The 20482-nt window shown below is 35.7% G+C and carries 22 protein-coding genes; 20 read left to right on the top strand and 2 right to left on the bottom strand.

Going from position 1 to position 20482, the window contains the following annotated elements; all coding sequences use genetic code 11:
- Window positions 1-348: 348 nt before the first annotated feature.
- From ABWU38_RS06965 to ABWU38_RS06870, 20 genes are all read left to right on the top strand, one after another.
- Entirely contained in the window at window positions 349-501 is a 153-nt protein-coding gene (locus tag ABWU38_RS06965; RefSeq protein WP_353272731.1) for a hypothetical protein, read from the top strand.
- Window positions 498-2327: a phage terminase large subunit family protein gene (locus ABWU38_RS06960; protein WP_264686021.1), complete on the top strand. Its 1830-nt coding sequence runs from the start codon at window positions 498-500 to the stop codon at window positions 2325-2327. Before ABWU38_RS06965 ends, ABWU38_RS06960 begins: the two co-directional genes overlap by 4 nt.
- Window positions 2320-2544 (top strand): gpW family protein, encoded by a 225-nt coding sequence (locus tag ABWU38_RS06955; protein ID WP_230609214.1) that lies wholly within the window; start codon window positions 2320-2322, stop codon window positions 2542-2544. The genes ABWU38_RS06960 and ABWU38_RS06955 overlap by 8 nt, the downstream gene beginning before the upstream one ends.
- An 8-nt stretch (window positions 2545-2552) precedes the next feature.
- Window positions 2553-3239: a glycoside hydrolase family 25 protein gene (locus ABWU38_RS06950; protein ID WP_264707985.1), complete on the top strand. Its 687-nt coding sequence runs from the start codon at window positions 2553-2555 to the stop codon at window positions 3237-3239.
- A complete protein-coding gene (locus tag ABWU38_RS06945) occupies window positions 3233-4642 on the top strand; it encodes a phage portal protein (RefSeq protein WP_230609218.1) in 1410 nt (469 codons plus the stop codon). Before ABWU38_RS06950 ends, ABWU38_RS06945 begins: the two co-directional genes overlap by 7 nt.
- A gap of 14 nt (window positions 4643-4656) precedes the next feature.
- A complete protein-coding gene (locus ABWU38_RS06940; RefSeq protein WP_264374880.1) occupies window positions 4657-5733 on the top strand; it encodes a S49 family peptidase in 1077 nt (358 codons plus the stop codon).
- Window positions 5734-5778: 45 nt separating this feature from the next.
- Complete coding sequence (locus ABWU38_RS06935) at window positions 5779-6150, top strand: head decoration protein (protein WP_353272730.1); 372 nt, start codon at window positions 5779-5781, stop codon at window positions 6148-6150.
- A 31-nt stretch (window positions 6151-6181) separates the two neighbouring features.
- Window positions 6182-7186 carry a major capsid protein gene (locus ABWU38_RS06930; RefSeq protein WP_264376214.1) on the top strand — a complete coding sequence of 335 codons (1005 nt, stop codon included), beginning with the start codon at window positions 6182-6184 and terminating at the stop codon, window positions 7184-7186.
- 124 nt (window positions 7187-7310) lie between these two features.
- A complete protein-coding gene (locus ABWU38_RS06925) occupies window positions 7311-7616 on the top strand; it encodes a hypothetical protein (protein ID WP_264377128.1) in 306 nt (101 codons plus the stop codon).
- Complete coding sequence (locus ABWU38_RS06920; protein WP_230609226.1) at window positions 7617-8114, top strand: phage tail protein; 498 nt, start codon at window positions 7617-7619, stop codon at window positions 8112-8114.
- Window positions 8111-8584, top strand: a complete 474-nt coding sequence (locus tag ABWU38_RS06915; RefSeq protein ID WP_264374883.1) for a hypothetical protein — start codon at window positions 8111-8113, stop codon at window positions 8582-8584. The genes ABWU38_RS06920 and ABWU38_RS06915 overlap by 4 nt, the downstream gene beginning before the upstream one ends.
- The gene (locus tag ABWU38_RS06910) at window positions 8571-9035 is read left to right on the top strand and encodes a phage baseplate assembly protein V (protein ID WP_230609229.1); all 465 of its coding nucleotides are present in this window, start codon (window positions 8571-8573) and stop codon (window positions 9033-9035) included. Before ABWU38_RS06915 ends, ABWU38_RS06910 begins: the two co-directional genes overlap by 14 nt.
- Window positions 9032-9292, top strand: coding sequence for a PAAR domain-containing protein (locus tag ABWU38_RS06905; protein ID WP_172758482.1), 261 nt, complete (start codon window positions 9032-9034; stop codon window positions 9290-9292). The genes ABWU38_RS06910 and ABWU38_RS06905 overlap by 4 nt, the downstream gene beginning before the upstream one ends.
- Window positions 9289-9624, top strand: coding sequence for a GPW/gp25 family protein (locus ABWU38_RS06900; RefSeq protein WP_019078516.1), 336 nt, complete (start codon window positions 9289-9291; stop codon window positions 9622-9624). The genes ABWU38_RS06905 and ABWU38_RS06900 overlap by 4 nt, the downstream gene beginning before the upstream one ends.
- A gap of 2 nt (window positions 9625-9626) precedes the next feature.
- Window positions 9627-10427: a baseplate J/gp47 family protein gene (locus ABWU38_RS06895; RefSeq protein ID WP_019078515.1), complete on the top strand. Its 801-nt coding sequence runs from the start codon at window positions 9627-9629 to the stop codon at window positions 10425-10427.
- Window positions 10427-11587: a phage tail protein gene (locus ABWU38_RS06890; protein ID WP_230609232.1), complete on the top strand. Its 1161-nt coding sequence runs from the start codon at window positions 10427-10429 to the stop codon at window positions 11585-11587. The genes ABWU38_RS06895 and ABWU38_RS06890 overlap by 1 nt, the downstream gene beginning before the upstream one ends.
- A gap of 168 nt (window positions 11588-11755) precedes the next feature.
- A complete protein-coding gene (locus tag ABWU38_RS06885) occupies window positions 11756-12457 on the top strand; it encodes an ankyrin repeat domain-containing protein (RefSeq protein WP_230609234.1) in 702 nt (233 codons plus the stop codon).
- Between the two features lie 31 nt (window positions 12458-12488).
- Window positions 12489-12953 carry an ankyrin repeat domain-containing protein gene (locus ABWU38_RS06880; RefSeq protein WP_264375263.1) on the top strand — a complete coding sequence of 155 codons (465 nt, stop codon included), beginning with the start codon at window positions 12489-12491 and terminating at the stop codon, window positions 12951-12953.
- A gap of 4 nt (window positions 12954-12957) precedes the next feature.
- Entirely contained in the window at window positions 12958-13392 is a 435-nt protein-coding gene (locus tag ABWU38_RS06875; RefSeq protein WP_230609237.1) for a DUF2924 domain-containing protein, read from the top strand.
- Window positions 13386-14876: a recombinase family protein gene (locus tag ABWU38_RS06870; protein WP_353272729.1), complete on the top strand. Its 1491-nt coding sequence runs from the start codon at window positions 13386-13388 to the stop codon at window positions 14874-14876. Before ABWU38_RS06875 ends, ABWU38_RS06870 begins: the two co-directional genes overlap by 7 nt.
- Before the next feature lie 421 nt (window positions 14877-15297).
- On the opposite strand, the gene ABWU38_RS06865 is transcribed toward ABWU38_RS06870, so the two are convergent.
- Window positions 15298-17310, bottom strand: coding sequence for an ankyrin repeat domain-containing protein (locus ABWU38_RS06865; protein WP_264375406.1), 2013 nt, complete (start codon window positions 17308-17310; stop codon window positions 15298-15300).
- Between the two features lie 1073 nt (window positions 17311-18383).
- Window positions 18384-20477, bottom strand: a complete 2094-nt coding sequence (locus ABWU38_RS06860; protein ID WP_353272728.1) for a hypothetical protein — start codon at window positions 20475-20477, stop codon at window positions 18384-18386.
- Window positions 20478-20482: the final 5 nt, after the last annotated feature.

Below are 20482 nucleotides of genomic sequence, written 5' to 3'. Positions count from 1 at the left end.
ATTCCTCCATAGAATAACATGTAATACTGCATTTTCCACCCTTATATACGAGCCTAAAAGCTCAATCAGTTGTTCGGAACTTTTCAGTAAATAATCAGGGAAGAGAACCTTGCTAAATTACGGTCCTTTATGACCAAGGCGATCTACGGTTCCTCTTCTCTGCATGTTCTTAATATTACCACTTTGTAATATTTATGAACTTGTTTTTAACATATAAGTGCGATCTGTGTTTTTACCTCAGTAAGTGCAGTAGCAATAGCGGTATATATAGGGTTAACAGCAACAACAATAAGCAGTGCAATCATTTTTGCAACAACAACAGGGATATTTGCGATTATTATAGCACTAATGATAAGTGAGATGAGCAGAAGATATATAGAAAACAAATTTCAGAAAAAGATGTTTATGGAGATGGAGAAGTGTAGTTCTATTGTTGAGGAGTGTAGTTCTATTGTTAATGATGTCGAGATAGAACCAGTTATGAGTAGATGCATACAATGATATACGCCACATCTTTTTCTGAAGGTTTGAAACCAGATCCAGAGCTTAAGGTGTCAGAGTGGGCAAATGAGTATCGAGTTTTAGCAGCAACTGCAGCATCAGAGCCAGGAAAATGGAGAACAGAGAGAACACCATACCTTAAAGAAATCATGGATTCACTATCTCCGTCCTCGCCAGTAGAAAAAGTGGTATTCATGAAAGGAGCACAAATTGGAGGAACAGAGGCTGGAAATAACTGGATTGGCTATATTATCGATCAAACACCAGGGCCAATGCTAGTAGTACAGCCAACAGTTGAAATGGGAAAGCGTTGGTCAAAAGGAAGATTTGCGCCACTTATTGAAAGTACACCATGTTTAAAAAGTAAAGTAAAAGACCCAAGATCAAGAGATTCAGGAAATACTGTACAAAGTAAGGAATTTCCAGGTGGAATAGTAGTAATAACTGGAGCAAATAGCAGTGTAGGACTTCGCTCTATGCCAGTAAAATACCTCTTTCTTGATGAAATAGATGCATATCCAGGAGACTCAGGAGGAGAAGGAGATCCAGTACTGCTCAGCATAGCTCGTACCAATACATTTGCACGGCGAAAGATTTTTTTAGTATCAACACCAACGATTCATGGAATAAGCAGAATTGAGAAAGAATTTGAAGCAACAGATAAGAGATATTTTTTTGTTCCCTGTCCGCATTGTAATTACTATCAAGTTCTAAAATGGTCACAAATAAAGTGGGAGAACAATGATGCAAAAACAGCACATTATGTCTGCACTGAATGTAGTGGCAAAATAGAAAATCATCAAAAGACAGAAATGCTTGAACGTGGAGAATGGAGAGCTACAAATCAAACCTCAAGTAACAAAATAGCAGGTTTTCATCTATCAAGTCTTTATAGTCCTGTTGGCTGGTATAGTTGGAATCAAGCAGTAGAGGATTTTCTGCATAGTAAAGAAAGTGAGCAATTGTTAAAGGTTTGGATAAATACAACGCTTGGAGAAACTTGGGTAGATAAAGGAGAAGTACCAGATTGGAAGCAATTATTTAACAGGAGAGAATCTTATCAAATTGGCACAGTACCAAAGGGTGAAGTAGTTCTCACAGCAGGAGTAGATGTACAAAAAGATCGGTTAGAAGTAGAAGTTGTAGCATGGGGAAAAAGCCGCGAAAGTTGGTCAATAGACTACCGAGTATTTGAAGGTGATACTGGAAGAGTAGAAGTATGGGGAAAGCTTTCGGAGCTTCTAAGTCATCATTTTATCGGTGAAAATGGGCTTGAGTATATGATAAGTATGATGGCAGTAGATGCTGGATATGCAACACAAGAAGTATACAATTGGGTAAGAGGCCATCAAGGCTCTGGAAGAGTAATGGCAGTCAAAGGTGTAAATAAAGCACTAGTACCACTTAGCAGCCCAAGTAGAGTAGATATAACAGTTGGAGGGCAAAAGCTGAAAAGAGGAATAAAGCTCTGGCCAGCAGGAGTATCGATATTAAAGTCAGAGCTTTTTCAATTACTTAATGTTTTAAAAGAAGGTGAAGAAGCTCCAGCAGGATACTGTCATTTTCCTGAGTATGCACCTGAATATTTTAAGCAGCTAACAGCAGAGCAATTAGTCAGCAAAGTGGTAAAAGGATATACCAAACAAGAGTGGCAAAAGGTAAGAGAAAGAAATGAAGTACTAGATTGCCGAATTTATGCGAGAGCTGCATCTATTGCGCTTGGAATCGATCGATGGCCAGAGAGTAAATGGAATAGTTTGAGTGGGAAAATGGAAAGTAAAAAACCTAAAAAAGTAAGACAGAGTAAGTGGTTGAAAAATGTATAACGAAGAGTATTTGTTTCAAGTTGAACAAGCAATAAAGAAGCTGCAAAGCGGAGAGCGAGTAGTATCAATTGCATATGGTGACCATGTTGTGAGATATGCTGAAGTGCAAATAAACGATCTTTTAAACTTAAGACAAAGAATCAAGGCTGAGCTCAAGGTTGAAGGTCAAAAACCAAAAAGAAAGATTGTTATTTCAACGAATAAAGGAGTGGTATGAGAAGTTGCATGATAGAAAATGGATACCCAGATTTTCTAGAGCATTTGAGGTATATGATAGCTACCGCTACACCAGGTATGCTTATAAATGCAGTAATAGATTTGTCGCACTGGAATCAGGAGATAGATTTTAGATTAACAAAAGAAGATGGCATAGTAGGCATAATTCACAAAGCCACCCAGGGGGTAAAGTACGTAGATCCTGAATATACAAAAAGGAAAAAAGCCGCTGAAAAAGAGGAATTGCTTTGGGGTGCATACCATTTTGGTGTCGGGGAAAAAAGCGGCAAAGACCAAGCTGAGCATTTTCTCGAAACAATTGGTGATAGTTCAAATATATTGTTAGCCCTTGACATTGAGGAAAACAAAGATGGAAAAAGCATAATGCCAAAACAAGCAGAGGACTTTGTAAATAGGGTCTATTTAGTAACCGGACGTTTGCCGTTAATTTATGGAAGCCCTAGTTTTCTCAAGGATTTTGCCACCCCAACTTTAACAGAATGTCCACTATGGTTAGCAAAATGGGGAACAAAACTGACATTACCAATAGGATGGAGGAACTGGACTCTATGGCAATATACCGACGGTCAAACAGGAGCAAAGCCGCATGAAGTAGAAGGAATCGGAAAATGTGACAGAAACAAATTTAACGGAACTTTGAAAGAATTAAGAGAATTTTGGTTATCAGGATGTTAAAAACCTTCAAACAATTATTTGGCAAGCCAAAAATCAAAAGTTCTGCATGGGATGCAGCAGGCTCAGGAAGAAGGGTAATGTATTGGCAAGGAGAAGCAGGAAGCATAAATAATTTGCTTTCTCAAAGCCTTGAGCACTTGCGTAGCCGCTCTCGTGATATGGTAAGAAAAAATCCATATGCAGCAAATATTATTGATACAATAGTAAGTAACTCTATTGGAACAGGAATAAAACCACAATCAAAAGCAAGGAATGCAGAATTTCGAAAGAAAGTACAAGAATTATGGCTACGTTGGACAGACGAAGCAGATAGCTGTGGAATAAGTGATTTTTATGGATTACAAGCTCTAGTATGCAGAAGTATGATAGAGGGAGGAGAATGTTTTGTACGTTTAAGAACGAGAAGGCTGGAAGATAGATTTTCTGTGCCATTACAACTGCAAGTGCTTGAGTCTGAACATTTAGATAATAAAACAAATCAAACTTTAGGAAATGGTAATGTAATAAGAAGCGGGATTGAGTTTAATAGGCTTGGGCAAAGAGAAGCATATTATTTATTTAGAGAGCACCCAGGAGAAGGCTCATTTGGAGAGTCAGTTAGAGTACCGGCAAATGATGTTTTACATATTTATAGACCATTAAGACCTGGACAAATTAGAGGGGAGCCTTGGCTTTCTAACGTGCTTTTGAAGCTTTACGAACTTGACCAGTACGATGATGCAGAATTAGTACGAAAAAAGACTGCAGCAATGTTTGCAGGGTTTATTACGAGACTTGATCCAGAAGCAAATATTTTAGGAGAAGGTGAAAGTAATGAGCAAGGAGTAGCACTATCAGGTTTAGAGCCAGGAACTATGCAGCTTTTAGACCCAGGAGAAGACATAAAATTTTCAGAGCCGTCTGATGTTGGAGGAAGTTATGAAGCATTCATGAGACAGCAACTGAGGGCAATAGCAATAGGCACAGGGATAACATATGAGCAACTAACAGGAGATTTAACGGGTGTTAATTATTCATCAATCAGAGCAGGACTGATAGAGTTTCGTCGTAGATGCGCTATGCTGCAACACAACATTATGGTATTTCAATTTTGCAGACCAGTATGGAATAGATGGCTAGAGTTAGCAGTACTGTGTGGAGAACTCTGTATAGATGAAAAAGTGGCAAAAGCAGCGAAAGAAGAAGTAAAATGGATACCACAGGGATTTGATTGGGTGGATCCACTGAAAGACCAGCAAGCACAGCAAATGGCAGTAAGGAATGGATTTAAGAGTCGATCGGAAGTAGTATCAGAAATGGGTTACGATGTAGAAGAAATTGACCAAGAAATAGCAGAAGATCAAAAGCGTTCTGATTCTTTCAACCTTTTCTTTGATTCTGATGTCAGGACACAAACAAAATAAATCTCGTTTACTTTATGGAAATTTTACAAACCAACTGGCTATGTAGGCCGATGATGATAGAGCAAAAAAGCTTTGACCTGTTGTCGCTATATAACGGAAAACAACCTATCTTTAAAAACGTAAAACACTATGTAAAGAACAATATAGAAAAGACAGCAATAATACCAATACATGGAATTTTAACCAAAAAACCAGGAGCTTTTGATGATTTTCTAGGCATGACATCGTATGAGAAAATTCAAGAAGAAGTAGAAGAAGCATTATCAAACAAAGATATAGAAACTATTCTGCTTGATATAGATAGTTCAGGCGGAGAAGTAAACGGTTTATTCGACTTGGCTGATTTTATTTACGAATCAAGAGCAAAAAAGAGAATTGTGGCAATAGCAAATGATGATGCGTACTCTGCTGCATATGCTATAGCTTCAAGCGCTGAAAAGGTATTTGTGAGCAGAACTTCTGGTGTTGGCAGTATAGGAGTAATAGCAAGTCATATAGATCAAAGTAGGTTTGATGAAAAGCAAGGTATTAAGTACACCACAATCTTTGCTGGTAGTCGAAAGAATGATTTAAACCCACATGAGCCAATAACGTCTGAAAGTCTGGAAAGCTTACAAAAAGAAGTAGACCGACTATATGAAATGTTTGTGCAGCTAATAGCAAGAAATAGAGGTCTTTCAATTGAAAAGATTCGATCAACAGAAGCAGGTCTATATTTTGGTGAGAAAGCAGTGGAAATAGGTCTTGCAGATGGAGTTACAACATTTTTTGAATTTATTAACAAAGGAGAAAATACTATGAATAAACAAATTACAACTGACCTAGAAATTGATGACCTAGAAACTGATAATTTAACTAAGTATCGTACTGAAATTGTTGAATTAATACGTTTATGTAACTTATCACGAATGCCAGAGAAAATAGGAGAATTTATTGAGCAGGGTGTAAGTATTGAGCAAGCAAGGGAAGTTTTAATGGAATTACTTGCAGAGAGAACGAAGAAGACAGAGATACTGAGTGCAATACCACAGAATTTAGGAGAAGATTTGATGATGCAAGTAGCAAGAAGTCGTGCGCAATCAGGTATTTAAAATATTCGCAGTATAATAAAAGTAGAAAGTAAAGGAGAAAATTTTATGAATTGTATAACTGAAACAAATAATTTAGGAGATCTTCTAAAATATGAAGCATCAAATTTATATTCACGAGATCAAATAATTGTTGCCAAAGGACAGAATCTCAATCTTGGTGCAGTAGTTGCTAAAAAGACTGAAGATGGTTTTATTAGGGTCTTGAATCCAACAGCAACCGATGGCACACAAACCGCAATAGGTGTTATTGCAAGTGATGTAAACGCAAAGGAAAATGCTAAAGGAGTAATTATTGCTCGCGGTGCAATGCTAGCAGATCATGCAGTTGTATGGCCAGCAAATATAACTGAAGAGCAGAAAACTGCAGCAATAAAGCAACTTGAAGGACGAGGGATCATTATCCGCAAGGGAGCTTAAAAAAACTATTAAAAACACAAAAGGGGGAAAAATGCAAAATCCATTTACAAATACAGCATTTAGCATGACGGCACTAACAAATGCGATAAATATATTGCCGATAAATTATGGACGAGTTGAAAATTTAAATTTATTTCCAAGTAGGTCAGTAAGATTTAGACATATTACCATAGAAGAGCGAAACGGAGTATTAAGTTTACTACCAACACAAGTTCCAGGAGCACCAGCAACAGTAGGAAAACGCGGCAAAAGAAAGGTAAGAACATTTACGGTTCCGCATATTCCACATGATGATGTAGTGTTACCAGAGGAAGTACAGGGAATAAGGGCATTTGGATCAGAAAGTGAACTGAAAGCGCTGGCAGACGTAATAACTGACCATTTACAGCTAATGAGAAACAAACACGCAATAACATTAGAGCATTTACGAATGGGAGCGCTGAAGGGAATTATTCTTGATGCTGACGGGTCAGAATTACTAAATCTGTACAACGAATTTGAAATAACACCAAAAATAGTAAATTTTGCCCTTGGAACAGCAACAACAGATGTCAAGCGTAAGTGTCTGGAAGTACTCCGGCATATAGAAGATAATCTAAGTGGTGAATATATGACCGGAATTCATGCCTTGGTAAGTCCTGAGTTTTTTGATGCACTAACTTCTCATGCTAAAGTAAAAGAAGCATATGAGAGATGGCAAGAAGGAGCAGCGCTAAGGAACGATATGAGGTCAGGATTTACGTTTTGTGGAATTACATTTGAGGAATATAGAGGGCAAGCAACTGATCCTGAAGGAACCGTAAGAAGATTTATAGAAAGAGATACGGGACACTGTTTTCCACTAGGAACAGCAAGCACATTTACAACATATTTTGCACCAGCAGATTTTAATGAAACAGTAAATACTCTTGGACAGCCACTATATGCAAAACAAGAACCAAGGAGATTTGATAGAGGAACTGATTTACATACGCAGTCGAATCCATTGCCAATGTGCCACCGTCCGTCCGTTTTGGTAAAAATAGTAACAACATAGTAGAGCCCTCACGTAGAAAACTCTACTTATGGTTTTAATATGTGTTGAGTATGCTAAAAAAATATAAGGATGCAATATATTTTTAGAAGCCTTTAGAAGTGAATTTGAATGAATAGAAAATGGTATGCAGGAAAATGTAAAGAGGTTATTGAAAGATTGTCTTATCCATTTAGGGGAGATAGCTTTATATGAGTCAAAGGATAAGTCATATATGGTACAAGTATTAAAGCAACAGCCAGATAAATTATACGAGATTGGTGAAGGACAATTTGTGGAAGAAACTTTAGCGTTAGAAGTAAGTGCGTTTGATGTGTTAAGGCCAATAGTAGGAGATGTTTTTGTTATAGGTGACCGTAAATATAAAGTATATTCTCCACCGCTGCAAGATAATTCAGGAATGATATGGAAAATTCGAGCGTCAGGAGTATAAATGCGTACCGGTAGTATTATACAAAGTATAGATGCTGAAAGGAAAAAAGTGGAAAAAGCAATGGTGAGTGCATTAAACAAAACAGCAATATGGCTAAAATCAAAAGCAGCTAAGGAAATCAGTGAGGAAAAGAGAATAAACTTAGGTTTGATAAGAAAGAGATTAAGAATTTTTAAGGCGAAAACTAGCAGATTAGAAGTGTTAATTAGAGCAAATCTCTATGACATTAGAGCATCGACAATTGGCAAAATACAAAAAACAAGAAGAGGATCGAAAGTAGGAAAGCATGAGTTTATAGGAGGATTTGCAGCAGTTATGCCAAAAGGAAATAGCGGTATTTTTAAACGTGAAGGAAGAACAGCCCTGCCAATAAAGGAAATTAAGTTGCTACTAGAACCTGAGGCTTCAAGGATAATAGAGAATCTTGTTAATTATGAAGTTGAAAAGGTATTTGAAAAATTCTTCCACCGCGAATTAAGTTACATTACACCTATATGAATTGGCAAGATTTACATCAAGCAATCTGCACTAAGTTAAAAGAAGAAATATCAGCAATACAGACGTGTGAAATTTATCCAGCAATAAGAAAAGAATTAGTAGCGCCAGCGGTGTTTGTGGAACTAGCAAGTTTAGAACCAGGTAAAGATCCAGGTACTGAACAATTAGCTCTAAAAGCAAGATTTGAAGCTAGAATAGTAGTTGATAGCACAATAGAAAATGCTCCTCTCATTGTCAGATCATTAGCTGCTGAGGTTGCAAGAGTAGTGAACAAGAATACCTGGGAAAAGAATGTATCTCCGGCTGAATTTCTTTCTGCAGAGCCTGATGGATTTAGACCCGAATTAGATGCATATTTGGTGTGGATGGTTGATTGGAGTCATCAGCTTCATTTAGGTAAATCAGTATGGGAAGAAGGAAAAATTAAGCCACATACCATAAACGTAGGAAATATAAATGTTGGATCATAGTTTTGCGATTTCAGAGCTGAATAGGAAGCTAGCAAACATTGTACGAATAGGGCTTGTAAAAGAGGTAGATTATGACAAAGCAAAAGTAAGAGTAAAAATAGGAGAACTTTTAACAGATTATTTACCTTGGATAACGAGCAAAGCAGGAAAAGATAGAGATTGGTCTCCGCCAGATATCGATGAACAAGTAATGGTATTTTCTCCTCTTGGTGAACTATCATTAGGAGTAGTGTTAGCAGGAATATATCAGGAAAAATACCCTGCACCAGAGAATAAAAAAGAAATAAATAGTGTAAAATTTCAAGATGGGACAAGATTATTATATGATAAAGAGAAGCATAATTTAGAGATTGAAGTAGTAGACAAAATAACACTTAAGGCTGGGGGATCAAGTATAGAAATGACAAAAAGTGGAATAAAACTGAAAGCAGAAAGGATCGACTTAAATTGAACAAAGGAATAGTGAGGTTAGGAGACTACTGTGGAGAAGCTATACCACATTTCTGCATTAGCGGCAGTAACAATGTTTTTGTAAATGGTAAGCAAATTTGCAGGCAAGGAGATAGTTTTAGTGAAGGAAAAATATTAATAGAAGGATCTAAAACAGTATTTGCCAATGGGTTTGGTATAGGAAGAGTAGGAGATATAGTTTCATGTGGGTTTAAAGTAATTAGAGGGAGTTCTGATGTTTTTACAGAGCCAGTATGAAGGGAATGAGCAAAGAAACAGGTAAAGAACTAGAGGGTTTAGAACACTTAAAGCAATCAATAATTGATATACTGACCACTCCTATTAAGAGTAGAATAATGAGAAGAGATTATGGATCAAGATTATTTGAGTTAGTAGATAAGCCAATAAATAGGGATTTAACTTTGGAAATTTACGCAGCAACTGCAGAAGCTTTGGAAAAATGGGAAAAAAGATTTAAGTTAGAAAAAGTAAAAATAACAGAAGTGAAAGAAGGAAAAGTAACGCTTGACCTAGAAGGATTGTACTTACCAAGTGGAAAAAATATTCGCTTTGATGGAGTTGTGGTATAAAGATGGAGCAGCCTAACATTATTGAGCCACTGAACTTCGAAGAAATTCTGTCTCGGATGAGGGAAGAGTTGGTGAAGCGTGACGCAAGTTTTACAGCATTAGTTGAAAGTGATCCAGCGATAAAGATTCTGGAGGTAGCAGCATGGAGAGAACTTTTGCTCAGACAAAGGATAAACGAAGCTGTAAAGGGTAATTTACTTAAATTTGCGATAGGAGAAGATCTTGATAATTTGGCTGAATTTTATGGAGTAGAGAGAGAAAAAGAAGAAGATGACGAACGATTTAGAAAGAGGGTAAAAGCAAAAGTAAAAGGCTGGAGCACATGTGGGAGCAAGGAGTATTATAGGTATTATGCACTGTCAGCAGATAGTAGAGTAAAAGATGCACTAGTGGAATCACCTATACCAGGGAAAGTACAAATTTCAATCTTATCAACAAAATTATCCATAACTGGCATAGTGTCAGAAGAGCTACTAGAAATTGTAAAAAAGCAGGTTACTAGAGATGATATAAGGGTTTTAACCGATACAGTAACAGTGATAGGTTGCAATATTACGGAAGTAGATATCCACAGCAGAATGAGCATAAGTCCTTTAATATCAGAGGAAGAAATCAAGAAGCAGTTTATTGAGAAGTTTGAATTAGCAAAAAGATTAGGATGGAATGTAACAAGATCTTGGATAATAGCAAACCTATTTGTAGAGGGTGTAGAGAATGTAGAATTAATCGAGCCAAAAGAAGATGTTGTGGTGCTAGGTAATGAGTGTGCTGCTTTAAGAAACTTAGAGATTGAGTTGAATTAATGTTATTGCCACCAAATGCAACAAAACAGGAAAAAGCGCTAGTAGATGCAACGGATTATAAAGTTGATCCAAGTTGCATCAGAGGGTTTAAGTTTAGTCTTAAAGAAGAAACATTGCCGTGGTTGATTGAGGAATATGAATTGGGGGAGATACTACGCTGGGTAAAAGATAAAAGAAGAGCGATAGTAGAAGGAGTAAAGTTTCAAAGACTGAGAGGAACCCCAGAATCACTCAAAATAGCACTAAAATGGGCAAATATAGAAGATATTACAATTATCGAAGAACCACCTGGAAAACATTTTTTTGAGCTGCAAATTGGAATAAAGGATGTGCCAAATGACTTTTTTGTAGATGCAGTTGTAGAATTGGCAAAGCTGTCATTACCAGCAAGATCAAGGCTAATGAGGATTTTCAATGACCACTACAACATTGATAGGTTTATTTTAGATGAAAGCTTTTTTGGAAGTTTGTTATCGGATTACTCGGGGATAAAAATTGAAAAAGATGGACCAGTACTGTCATTCGGTAGAAAGAACACATTTGAGCTAAAAAGCTTAAATCCAAATTTTAAGTTTAGCACTTTTCGGATTCATTATGAGCAAGCATTTAGTAATGACATATATCGGTTGAATGTAGCAGTGCTTGGGGAAACAGAGCCTCACACAAAGGATTACAAAGGCATTTATGAAAGAAGTCATCAGTGGTATAACTTAAAAGCCCTGTATCCTCTAACTCAAAGCTTATTACCGTCGATTAAATTTGCAAAAGCGCAGATTGTACTGTCAGATAGCTGGAAATTAGGAGAAATAAATAGCTGTTTTCCGGTTGGTAGAATAGAAGAAGAAGGAAATAAATTTGTATTGGGAAACGATAAACTTTCAGGGCAACGTTGGAATTTAAAACACAAGCCAATTTTAGAAAGGTTTAGCGTTACTCACCACTACAAAATAGAAAATTATACAGATCAGAAGGTCAGAAAATATGTTTTAGCAGAACACAACATTTACTATAAAAACGACTTATATTCAGAGCAAAAAGACTCAATACACGAATTAGAAAAGCACATTTTAGTGTTTTACCCGGGAGTACTGAAATGGCACGAACATCGACATTTGCACAGAAGTTGGAAAAATAGTCAAGCAATATGTGTAATAAGTTAAATACTTATATTTAGATCCTCATATATTATATTAATAATAGTTTAAAGTGTATGAAATAAAAAGAAAAGGACTTGCTTTCTCATGCTAAAACGGACATGACTTGAATAGCAGCAGGTAAATATAAGAAATTTATCTAACGCTAGAAAAGCTAATTTTGTGAGGTATGAAATGAGTTTTAGCAAGAGTAAGTTTTTTAAAGAAGTATCAAGTAACGATATTAATAAAAGAAATGAAGAAGGAGAGACGATATTACACCAAGCAGTAGAAATCTCTGATTACAAAACAGTGAGGTTATTAATAAAAAAAGGGGCAGAGGTAAATGCAAGAGATAAGAATGGTTATACACCACTACACTGTGCAGTATTCGCAAAAAGTTTAGAAAATGTAAAAGTGCTGCTAAGAGAAGGAGCAGAAGTAAATGCTACTCAATATGTTACTGGATGTACGCCACTGCACTCTGCGTGCAAAATAGGAGGAGCAGGAGTTGAAATAATAAAAGAGCTGGTAAAGGCTGGAGCTGAAGTTAATCAACTGAATAAGTACGGTGCAACACCAATGTATTACATCTGGGAAAGTGAAAAGTATCGTCTATGTGATAGCAAAGAGAGTGAAAAGGCAAGTAAATTTTTGAGAGAAAAAGGAGGAGTAACAAAAAGTAGAGAACTGACGTGCTATGGAATAGAGGGGCTAGTGGGAGAAATAGCAGACATGTTGAATGGAAGCTACATGCCGGAGCTAAAAATAATAGAGATAGAAGAAATAAGAAAGAGAGACAAATCACTAATAAAGGAAGAATGTGAAAATTTAGCAAGCAAAATAATAAGCCAGATAAATGAAATGATAGATGAGGTGGTGAGAAGGAAAGCTTAAAAAAAAGGTCAAAGAAAAGGTGAGGTAAATTATGTTAAAGTTTGGCAAATTTAATAAGTCAGCAGAAGAATTATTAGAGAACTCACATGAAAATATTTATGCAAGAGACGAGAAGGAACTGCATTATGCGGTAGACGCAAAAACAGTGAAGTTATTAGTCGAAAAAGGAGCGAATGTGAATGCTAAAGATATAGAAGGACACACAGCACTGCACCTAGCGGTAACGGAGAAACGTCTAGAAATCGTGAGGGAATTGATAAAATCAGGAGCAGACGTAAATGCTGAGGAATATGGAAATAAATGCATACCTCTACACCTTGCGTGCATGGTAGGTGAAAAAGAAATAGTGGAGGAGCTAGTGAAAGCTGGAGGAGAAATAGAGCAAGCGGATAAATTTGGAATGACAGCGATGGATTATGCGAAAAATAGCAAAAAGATAACCGAGGTATTAAAGAAAGAAACAGACAGAATTGAGAAGCTATTTATGAAGGGCTAAAAATATGGAGAAAGAAATAGAAAAGAAAGTAATGAATTTAGAGAAAAAACCTTTGAATGAGCTGAGAAAAATATGGAAGAAGGTATTTGTGGAAGAAGCACCTAGATACTCAAAGAAATATCTGATACCAAGATTAGCTTATAGAATGCAGGAAAAAGCGTATGGAGAAATGTCAAGAAAGGGGACAAAAAGACTAGAGTATCTGGCAGATCGGCTAGAGAAGGGAAAAAGAATAAGTAGCGATAAATTACCAGTAGAAGGAACAGAATTAATACTAGAGAGAGGAGAAGAGACGCATGCGGTAATGGTGACAGATAAGGGTTTAATCTACCGAGAAGAATTTTTCACGTCATTGTCAGCAGTAGCAGGAAAAATAATGGGAATGAGCTACAATGGGCCGCTTCTATTTGGAATGAGAGATAAGGAGAAAGAATGCTGAAAGAGGTAAGATGTGCGATATATACAAGAAAATCAAATGAGGATGGTCTCGAGCAGAAGTTTAATAGCCTTGATGCCCAGCGAGTAGCATGTGAAAAGTATATAAAGAGCAAAGAAGGCTGGGTAGCATTGGCAAAAAAGTACGATGATGGAGGATATTCAGGAAAAAATTTAGAAAGACCAGCGATAAAGGAATTATTTGAAGATGTCAGAGGAGGAGAGATAGACTGTGTAGTAGTATATACACTAGATAGGTTATCAAGAGAAACAAAAGACAGCATAGAAGTAACGTCATTTTTTAGAAGGCACCGAGTAAATTTTGTAGCAGTAACACAGATATTTGACAATAATACGCCAATGGGAAAATTCGTACAGACAGTATTATCAGGAGCAGCACAACTAGAAAGAGAGATGATAGTAGAGAGAGTAAAAAATAAAATAGCAACATCAAAAGAACAAGGTTTATGGATGGGAGGAACTTTACCGCTTGGGTATGATGTAAAAGATAAGGAATTAATAATAAATGAAAAAGAAGCAAAAACAGTGCAGCATATATTTGAAAGATATTTGGAGCTGAAGTCAATGGCAGAGTTGGCAAGAGAGTTAAACAGGGAAGGATACCGAACAAAAGCAAAAACGGATATCTTTAAAAAAGCAACGGTGAGAAGAATAATAACAAATCCAATATATGTGGGAAAGATAAGACATTATGACAAACAGTATGAGGGAAAGCATGAAGCAATAATAGAAGAGGAAAAGTGGAAAAAAGCACAAGAATTGATAAGTAATCAACCGTATCGAGGAGTAAAATATGAGGAAGCGCTACTAAAGGGAATAATTAAATGTAAGAGCTGTGATGTAAATATGACGCTGACATACTCAAAAAAAGAGAATAAGAGATATCGATATTACGTATGCAACAATCATTTAAGGGGAAAGGGTTGTGAATCAGGAAGCCGAAATGTAATAGCAGGAGAAGTAGAAAAAGAAGTAATGAAGAGAGCAGAAGATTTATATGAAAAATGGGAAGAAAAAGCGGAAGAGTGGAAAAATTTAAGTTTTGGAAAGCAAAAAGAAGTAGTGAAAAAGTTAATAAAAGCAGTATTTGTGAGAGAAGATGGAATAGAGGTGCATTCTGAATCAGAGGAAAAATTTATACCAATAAAAAAGAAAGGGAACAAATGCACAGTAGTAGAACCAGAAGGAAAAACAAATAATGCGCTACTGAAAGCAGTGGTAAGAGCCTACCTGTGGAAACGGCAACTGGAGGAAGGAAAATACGAAAGTGTGAAAGAGCTGAGTGCCAAAATTAATATAGGTACAAGACGTATACAGCAAATTTTGAGGTTGAACTATTTAGCACCAAAGATTAAAGAAGACATAGTAAATGGGAGACAGCCAAGAGATTTGAAATTAGTTGATTTGAGAGAAATACCGATGCTGTGGAGTGAGCAAAGGGAGAAATTTTACGGCTCAGCGTCGTAACGTTTATAAAAACAACAATATGAAAAAACATCGAAAAAAGTATGTGCCAGAAAATTAAAAAAGGTTATTGCAAAAGGAGCTACTACAAAGGGCCACACAAAAAGATGTTGAAATTGATATAGAAGAGCAAATAAATGTTACAAAATCAATTATGTAGAAAATCAATATAAGTGATGAAGATTTTAGCATATTAGGTGCAACAATGGTAGAAAATGATCCAATTTTAGCTGCATATTTTAATAGTAGACCTGGAGTGTAAAAGGCAGCCCAGCCAATTGTATGTTCCATATCCTCATTTTGTAGCCAGCTTAAAAACAACATAAAAGAGTATTCTTAGAAGACATTGGTACGAACTCCTTAACCTATAAATTATAGTAGTTTATATTTAAATAATAATCTTCAACTTTTTTAGCAAATCAATCTACCTAGAAACTTCTCTCCTAGGATCAGAAGTCCTTCTTAACTCTTCACGTTCTGTCCATTTGTTTTTAGACTCGCTTATTACTTCAGGATGCATTAATTTTCCAGACCTTTCAAAATATCCCTGTTCAATAGCATAGTAGACATCATAATCACCAAGTGCACAATCCTCGCCTAATTCTTCTTCATGACCTTTGAATTTTTCCAATACTTCCTCTCTATTACTCACTTCTACTATAATTTTGCTTTTATCTTGTACGTCAGGATACAGTCTAACGTCTATATTTCCCAAACTGGTATAGAAAGTTAATACTATATCGCTGCCTTCTGTAAGATCTGTGTAATTCCTTATGCCATCTTGGGTTATAATTTCTACCTCACTTTTGCCAATTTTTATTACACTCCTTCCATATCCTTTTTCTCCTTGAGGTATTCCTAAATTCCTTGTTCTATCTGTGATTTTTGCAACATCTATTATACTATCCTCTGAGTATTCTAAGTAAGATACACTGTTATCGATTTTTCCATCACACAGTTGACCACTGGTAGCATCCCTTGCAACTCTAAAAAATTCTTCAGCATAATTAATGTACTCTACATGAGCCTTGATTACATTAGCTTTATGATCTTTAAACTCTCGTTCTATTGTATCAATGACTTTTAAACTATCTGAGTTTTTTAACTTTGCTCCTCTCGATATTAATGCACATACTATATCACTGGCAATTCCATAGCTTCCTTCTAACTTAGCAATTTTTTCTAGTACGTGATCTGCAAAGTAATAATCTTTGTCTTTAGCAAAATTTAATCTCATTCCAGAAGCTATAATCTCATTTACAACTTCCTGTAGTTCAATCATGCTTTTAGCTTTTACTACCTTACTCAAAAACTTATTTAGCTTAGCAAGTTGATTTGTTTGATACATCTCTGACAAGAGACTATCACATTTTTCACAATTATCTTGCTTATTACCTACAAAGTCAGTTGCTCCTGCTTTTAAGAGTAAAGCTTTTACATCAGGAAATTGACAAAACGGCCAAATTGAACTATCACCCTTAACATTTAAAACTATCTTTACATCTTGGTTATTTTTATGTTTATCTAAAAATTTTTTCAGATCTTCAACACCTGGACCATAAGGATTATCCCAATCTTCATCAGAATCTGTAGCTTTAACCATTTTACGTAGTTGGTCTCTTAACTTTTTTTGGTTGTCAGTTAAAAAACACTCCATAATATTGTTGCTATCAATTGCAATTTGCAGTGGGGTTTTTCCATTGTTATTTTTTATGTTTAAATCAGCTCCTTTGCTTATGAGTAAATCCATAACCTTTCTGCTATAATCATTACAATTAGCAGCATAATAGTGTAAAGGTGTATTACCTTTTTTATCTTGTATATTTGGATCAGTTTTTGCATCTAAGAGATACTTTAGACCTTCATACTCACTGGAATAAATAGCAGTATCATGCAAAAGTGTTTTACCTTTATTATCCTGCATATTTAAATCAGCACCAGCTTTGAGAAGAGGATGAATGGCTTCATCGTGTGCGACAAACACATTCAATACTGTTGTTCCTAGATGTCCTCTTTTTAGATTAAGAACGTACTTCAGGTCTTTATTTTTCTCGTTACTTTCTAAAAACTGCTTAAGATTTGAAAATGAGTCATAATTCCCCATATTAAAATCTTTTATAATACTATTGAGTAATTTTTGATTTAACTTTTTTTGACTCTCTTCCAGTTTTAAGTTAGGTGCATGAATAAGCCACTCATCTATTAAATCCTCTAAGTATTTTTTATCATCTATCAAACTTCTATCAGCCCAAAATAAATCTCGCTTAATGAATTCATAATAACTATCTACTGGTAATTCAGTTGCTTCTGTTTTTGGGCTACCTATTTCTGAACACTCTTGTCCAGCACTTAGGTCACACTTCAGTTTTTGCTCATCAGTGTGTTTGCTTTGTTCACTGATAGGTTCTGCAATATATTTTACTGGCCCTGTACCCATATTACCTGCTAGCTCTAGATATAGGATATATTATATAGAATGTGTAGTATGTGTCAAGCTAATTTCAACATAATCTTTTTACTACTCATATTTTTGTTAAGTTTTTATGGTGAGTACTGCTAGGTTAAAAGTTGTTTATTACTGGAAGTTTTAGCCAATTTTACTATAGATCAACAAAATTGAGAACACCAGCTATATTTAATATATAGGAATATGATGCTTTAAAGGAGTACGGAAACTGCTGAAGTTTTTACAGCAAACCTGTATAGAGCAACTTCAGCAGAATAAACAAATATATGCCAATATTAGTAGAGAACTATTTACAGGTCAACTAACTTTTTCAAAACATATTTTAGTGAAAGTACCATGCTAGTTAGTGTTATAAAAAATTCAATTGTTTACTCCTTCAAAAAAGGGCGTATCTTTGTGAGAACAAGCAGCTTAAAAATAAGGTTATAAAAATAGAAGTTTGAAATCTTTGCAATAAAGTTAGGCAAAATAGTTCGTATGTAGATGTGGGTGAAATGGGCTAATGTGGTTAGTTTTAGCGTATAATAAAATTACCGTATAAAAAAGTTCGTATGTATTACGTGGTAGTCCAAGCCATCCCAAGAAAAACAGTTCTCACGTTCCTTGATTTTAACCACTGGAAATAGTTATTTTATTTAGATTTTTAATAAAATATATTACTAGATTAATATTAATTCATTTGATATGAGAAAGAAAAACTGAGGTAAGTCTATAGTGAAATAGATACCTGTTCAAATTTTCAGCTTTTTGCATAAAATACTAAAAATTAGATAAATTATATTTAATCTATCTTAGCCTTACGACCTTGCCTATGTAATCATTTTCTACCACGTCACTAATAGATACTAAATTAGGCAAATCTTTCTTGTCAGTAAATTTATTTGACTTGACAAGGCTGGCTTTAGCTTAAGAAGATGTTAAAATAAACCCTCTTCTTCAAGAATCTTATCTTTCTTCCTTCAACCTTACTTACACTCTCTGGACTAAATATGTATGTTTCACTACAAGTACACCCAAATCATGAGCACTTCCATTGGTAAAGATTATCTATAAAACTGTCCTAAGTTATCTCGTACGTTAAGAATATCCTTAACCGATATTAGAGTATCTGGTCCTCGCGCACCGTTATTGAGTACAGCATACGATAAAACCATTTGATCTCCATCAGTAATACGTTCGCATCCTCCACATTGTGTATATCGTTGTAATTGTCGATTCGCTTCTGCACTTCTTTGTTGTACCTGCCCTGCAGTTCTGGCAAATTTTAGCTCTATCCCAATTGGATGAGTATCATCTCTTTCCACAAATCTTGACAACACTAGATCTATTCTTCCCCCTCTTTCTAATTGAAACTCAATAATTACTCTAGCAGGATTGCCAAGAGTATAAAATAACCCATGTAATACAGCTTGAAATTCAGCTTCACTTGTTACCAATCCTTGCCTTAATGGAAACAACACATTAGAAATTTCCTGAAATAATTGCGTATACCTATTGACATCTTGCCAGCCAGTATTCATCATTACACTTGCGGTTCTGTGTACTTGTCCAACACCACCTATTCGTAAAAGATCACCTTGGAAATGCCCAAGATAATTTCCTGAATAATCATCAGGTGACTGAAATGGTGTTAAAATAACGTTTACTTGAGGATTACCATCAACCATTTCACACAATACTTCACGCACTCTAGCACCTTGCCAATGTGGACGTAATAGATCTAAGGCCATTACTGGAAATTGGTGACGCAATATTCGACGGATGTTAAGCACAACTAGTGAATTAATACTTAGTGCAAATAGAACCATGGTTAAAGCTCTCTCTCGAACATTTATTCTTGTAATTCTTTGTCCTTGCTGGCCTAGCATTCTACCATCATTATGGTAATTGAACAGATATTTTGTTACTCTTACCAAATTTCCACCTATTCGAACAGTACCTTCTTCAAATGCAATACTTGCAAATGCAAACCTAGATGTATAGGAAAATGGATTAGAACCAGGTACCGCACGTGTGCAAGAGGCTGGATATAATAAATAATTTTCTACATCTCTTGCAACTTCTCCCTCAGTAGGATTAAGTAGTCTTCTTATCAAAGAAGGTTCTTGCTCTAGAAAGTGTTCTGTATCAAGCTGCAGACGTTGAACGTTATGGTTAAAGTTTAGCCCTACACAAACAGCATTTCTTGACGAGGTATGAACAGATACAGATGAAATGGGACAGTTTCTAACATAATCCCTAGCTTGTTCCAACGCTTGTACAGCGTGTTCTTGACCTGCTTTGAGTTCAATTATAATGGGAACTGAATTATTTAATTTTTCCTGACCACGCACAAGCAAAGTAATATCTGCATATCCTCTACCTATAAGTAATTCTAGGTAGATATCAGCCATAGCGCGGTACCTAAAATTTACTAAAAATCCGGATAAAAAACCATGATCGTCAGACTCACTATCAAAATTCAATTCTTGGCGATATTCATCGTAGACACTGATAATATATCGTAAAACTTGTTCAATATCCCTTCTTACATCACCTTCATTATCATTTGCCAATCCATTTACCAGATCTAATAAATTACCTTGCTGTATGATTGGAGCAATTTCTCTAAAATCATCGATTGGAGATACATGATTTCCATCAAAATCCCTTCCTTGAGGAAAAAATACACACTCCTCTCCCCGCTGAAATATTTTATACTCTTTCCAAGCCAAATCCTCCTGTAAGTTCTGTAGCTGATTCTCTTCTATCCATAGCCTTTCTTCTTCACTGAATCTTGATCCAGGACTGTTCTCATTATCAGCAATAGTGTAGCATCTTACTATTCTCGTGCCATCTTCATCTACGTCATTGGTTAGAACAGCAATTTTTAGATTTCCTTTCCCATTATCATAATTATCAAAACGAAAGTAAATTCTTTCACCATTTGCAATATCAGGGTCAAAATCTATAATACCAGAATCAAATGCAGTAGCAAACATGCCGAAGAAGAATGCAGGAAAAAAACGACTCCTACCAACCGAGTGTAAAAAAGATGGGCACTGGTCTAAAAAAAGTCCAACTTTTCTATTTAGCTCATCACAATCTCCATTTAACAAATCTTGAATTAATTCAGTATCTTCATCATTATTTCGCATAAACA

The sequence above is a fragment of the Wolbachia endosymbiont (group A) of Urophora cardui genome (assembly GCF_964028435.1).
GTDB lineage: Bacteria > Pseudomonadota > Alphaproteobacteria > Rickettsiales > Anaplasmataceae > Wolbachia.
This window is presented reverse-complemented; position numbering and strand designations above follow the sequence as displayed.

What these genes read in the sequence shown, in the direction of transcription:
- ABWU38_RS06870 (WP_353272729.1), top strand. Translation starts at nt 13,386, where the DNA reads ATGCTGAAAGAGGTAAGATGTGCGATATATACAAGAAAATCAAATGAG.
- ABWU38_RS06910 (WP_230609229.1), top strand. Translation starts at nt 8,571, where the DNA reads ATGTTGGATCATAGTTTTGCGATTTCAGAGCTGAATAGGAAGCTAGCA.
- ABWU38_RS06900 (WP_019078516.1), top strand. Translation starts at nt 9,289, where the DNA reads ATGAAGGGAATGAGCAAAGAAACAGGTAAAGAACTAGAGGGTTTAGAA.
- ABWU38_RS06885 (WP_230609234.1), top strand. Translation starts at nt 11,756, where the DNA reads ATGAGTTTTAGCAAGAGTAAGTTTTTTAAAGAAGTATCAAGTAACGAT.
- ABWU38_RS06955 (WP_230609214.1), top strand. Translation starts at nt 2,320, where the DNA reads ATGTATAACGAAGAGTATTTGTTTCAAGTTGAACAAGCAATAAAGAAG.
- ABWU38_RS06940 (WP_264374880.1), top strand. Translation starts at nt 4,657, where the DNA reads ATGGAAATTTTACAAACCAACTGGCTATGTAGGCCGATGATGATAGAG.
- ABWU38_RS06895 (WP_019078515.1), top strand. Translation starts at nt 9,627, where the DNA reads ATGGAGCAGCCTAACATTATTGAGCCACTGAACTTCGAAGAAATTCTG.
- ABWU38_RS06965 (WP_353272731.1), top strand. Translation starts at nt 349, where the DNA reads ATGATAAGTGAGATGAGCAGAAGATATATAGAAAACAAATTTCAGAAA.
- ABWU38_RS06880 (WP_264375263.1), top strand. Translation starts at nt 12,489, where the DNA reads ATGTTAAAGTTTGGCAAATTTAATAAGTCAGCAGAAGAATTATTAGAG.
- ABWU38_RS06890 (WP_230609232.1), top strand. Translation starts at nt 10,427, where the DNA reads ATGTTATTGCCACCAAATGCAACAAAACAGGAAAAAGCGCTAGTAGAT.
- ABWU38_RS06920 (WP_230609226.1), top strand. Translation starts at nt 7,617, where the DNA reads ATGCGTACCGGTAGTATTATACAAAGTATAGATGCTGAAAGGAAAAAA.
- ABWU38_RS06865 (WP_264375406.1), bottom strand. Translation starts at nt 17,310, where the DNA reads ATGGGTACAGGGCCAGTAAAATATATTGCAGAACCTATCAGTGAACAA.
- ABWU38_RS06925 (WP_264377128.1), top strand. Translation starts at nt 7,311, where the DNA reads ATGCAGGAAAATGTAAAGAGGTTATTGAAAGATTGTCTTATCCATTTA.
- ABWU38_RS06915 (WP_264374883.1), top strand. Translation starts at nt 8,111, where the DNA reads ATGAATTGGCAAGATTTACATCAAGCAATCTGCACTAAGTTAAAAGAA.
- ABWU38_RS06875 (WP_230609237.1), top strand. Translation starts at nt 12,958, where the DNA reads ATGGAGAAAGAAATAGAAAAGAAAGTAATGAATTTAGAGAAAAAACCT.
- ABWU38_RS06860 (WP_353272728.1), bottom strand. Translation starts at nt 20,477, where the DNA reads ATGCGAAATAATGATGAAGATACTGAATTAATTCAAGATTTGTTAAAT.
- ABWU38_RS06950 (WP_264707985.1), top strand. Translation starts at nt 2,553, where the DNA reads ATGATAGAAAATGGATACCCAGATTTTCTAGAGCATTTGAGGTATATG.
- ABWU38_RS06945 (WP_230609218.1), top strand. Translation starts at nt 3,233, where the DNA reads ATGTTAAAAACCTTCAAACAATTATTTGGCAAGCCAAAAATCAAAAGT.
- ABWU38_RS06935 (WP_353272730.1), top strand. Translation starts at nt 5,779, where the DNA reads ATGAATTGTATAACTGAAACAAATAATTTAGGAGATCTTCTAAAATAT.
- ABWU38_RS06930 (WP_264376214.1), top strand. Translation starts at nt 6,182, where the DNA reads ATGCAAAATCCATTTACAAATACAGCATTTAGCATGACGGCACTAACA.
- ABWU38_RS06960 (WP_264686021.1), top strand. Translation starts at nt 498, where the DNA reads ATGATATACGCCACATCTTTTTCTGAAGGTTTGAAACCAGATCCAGAG.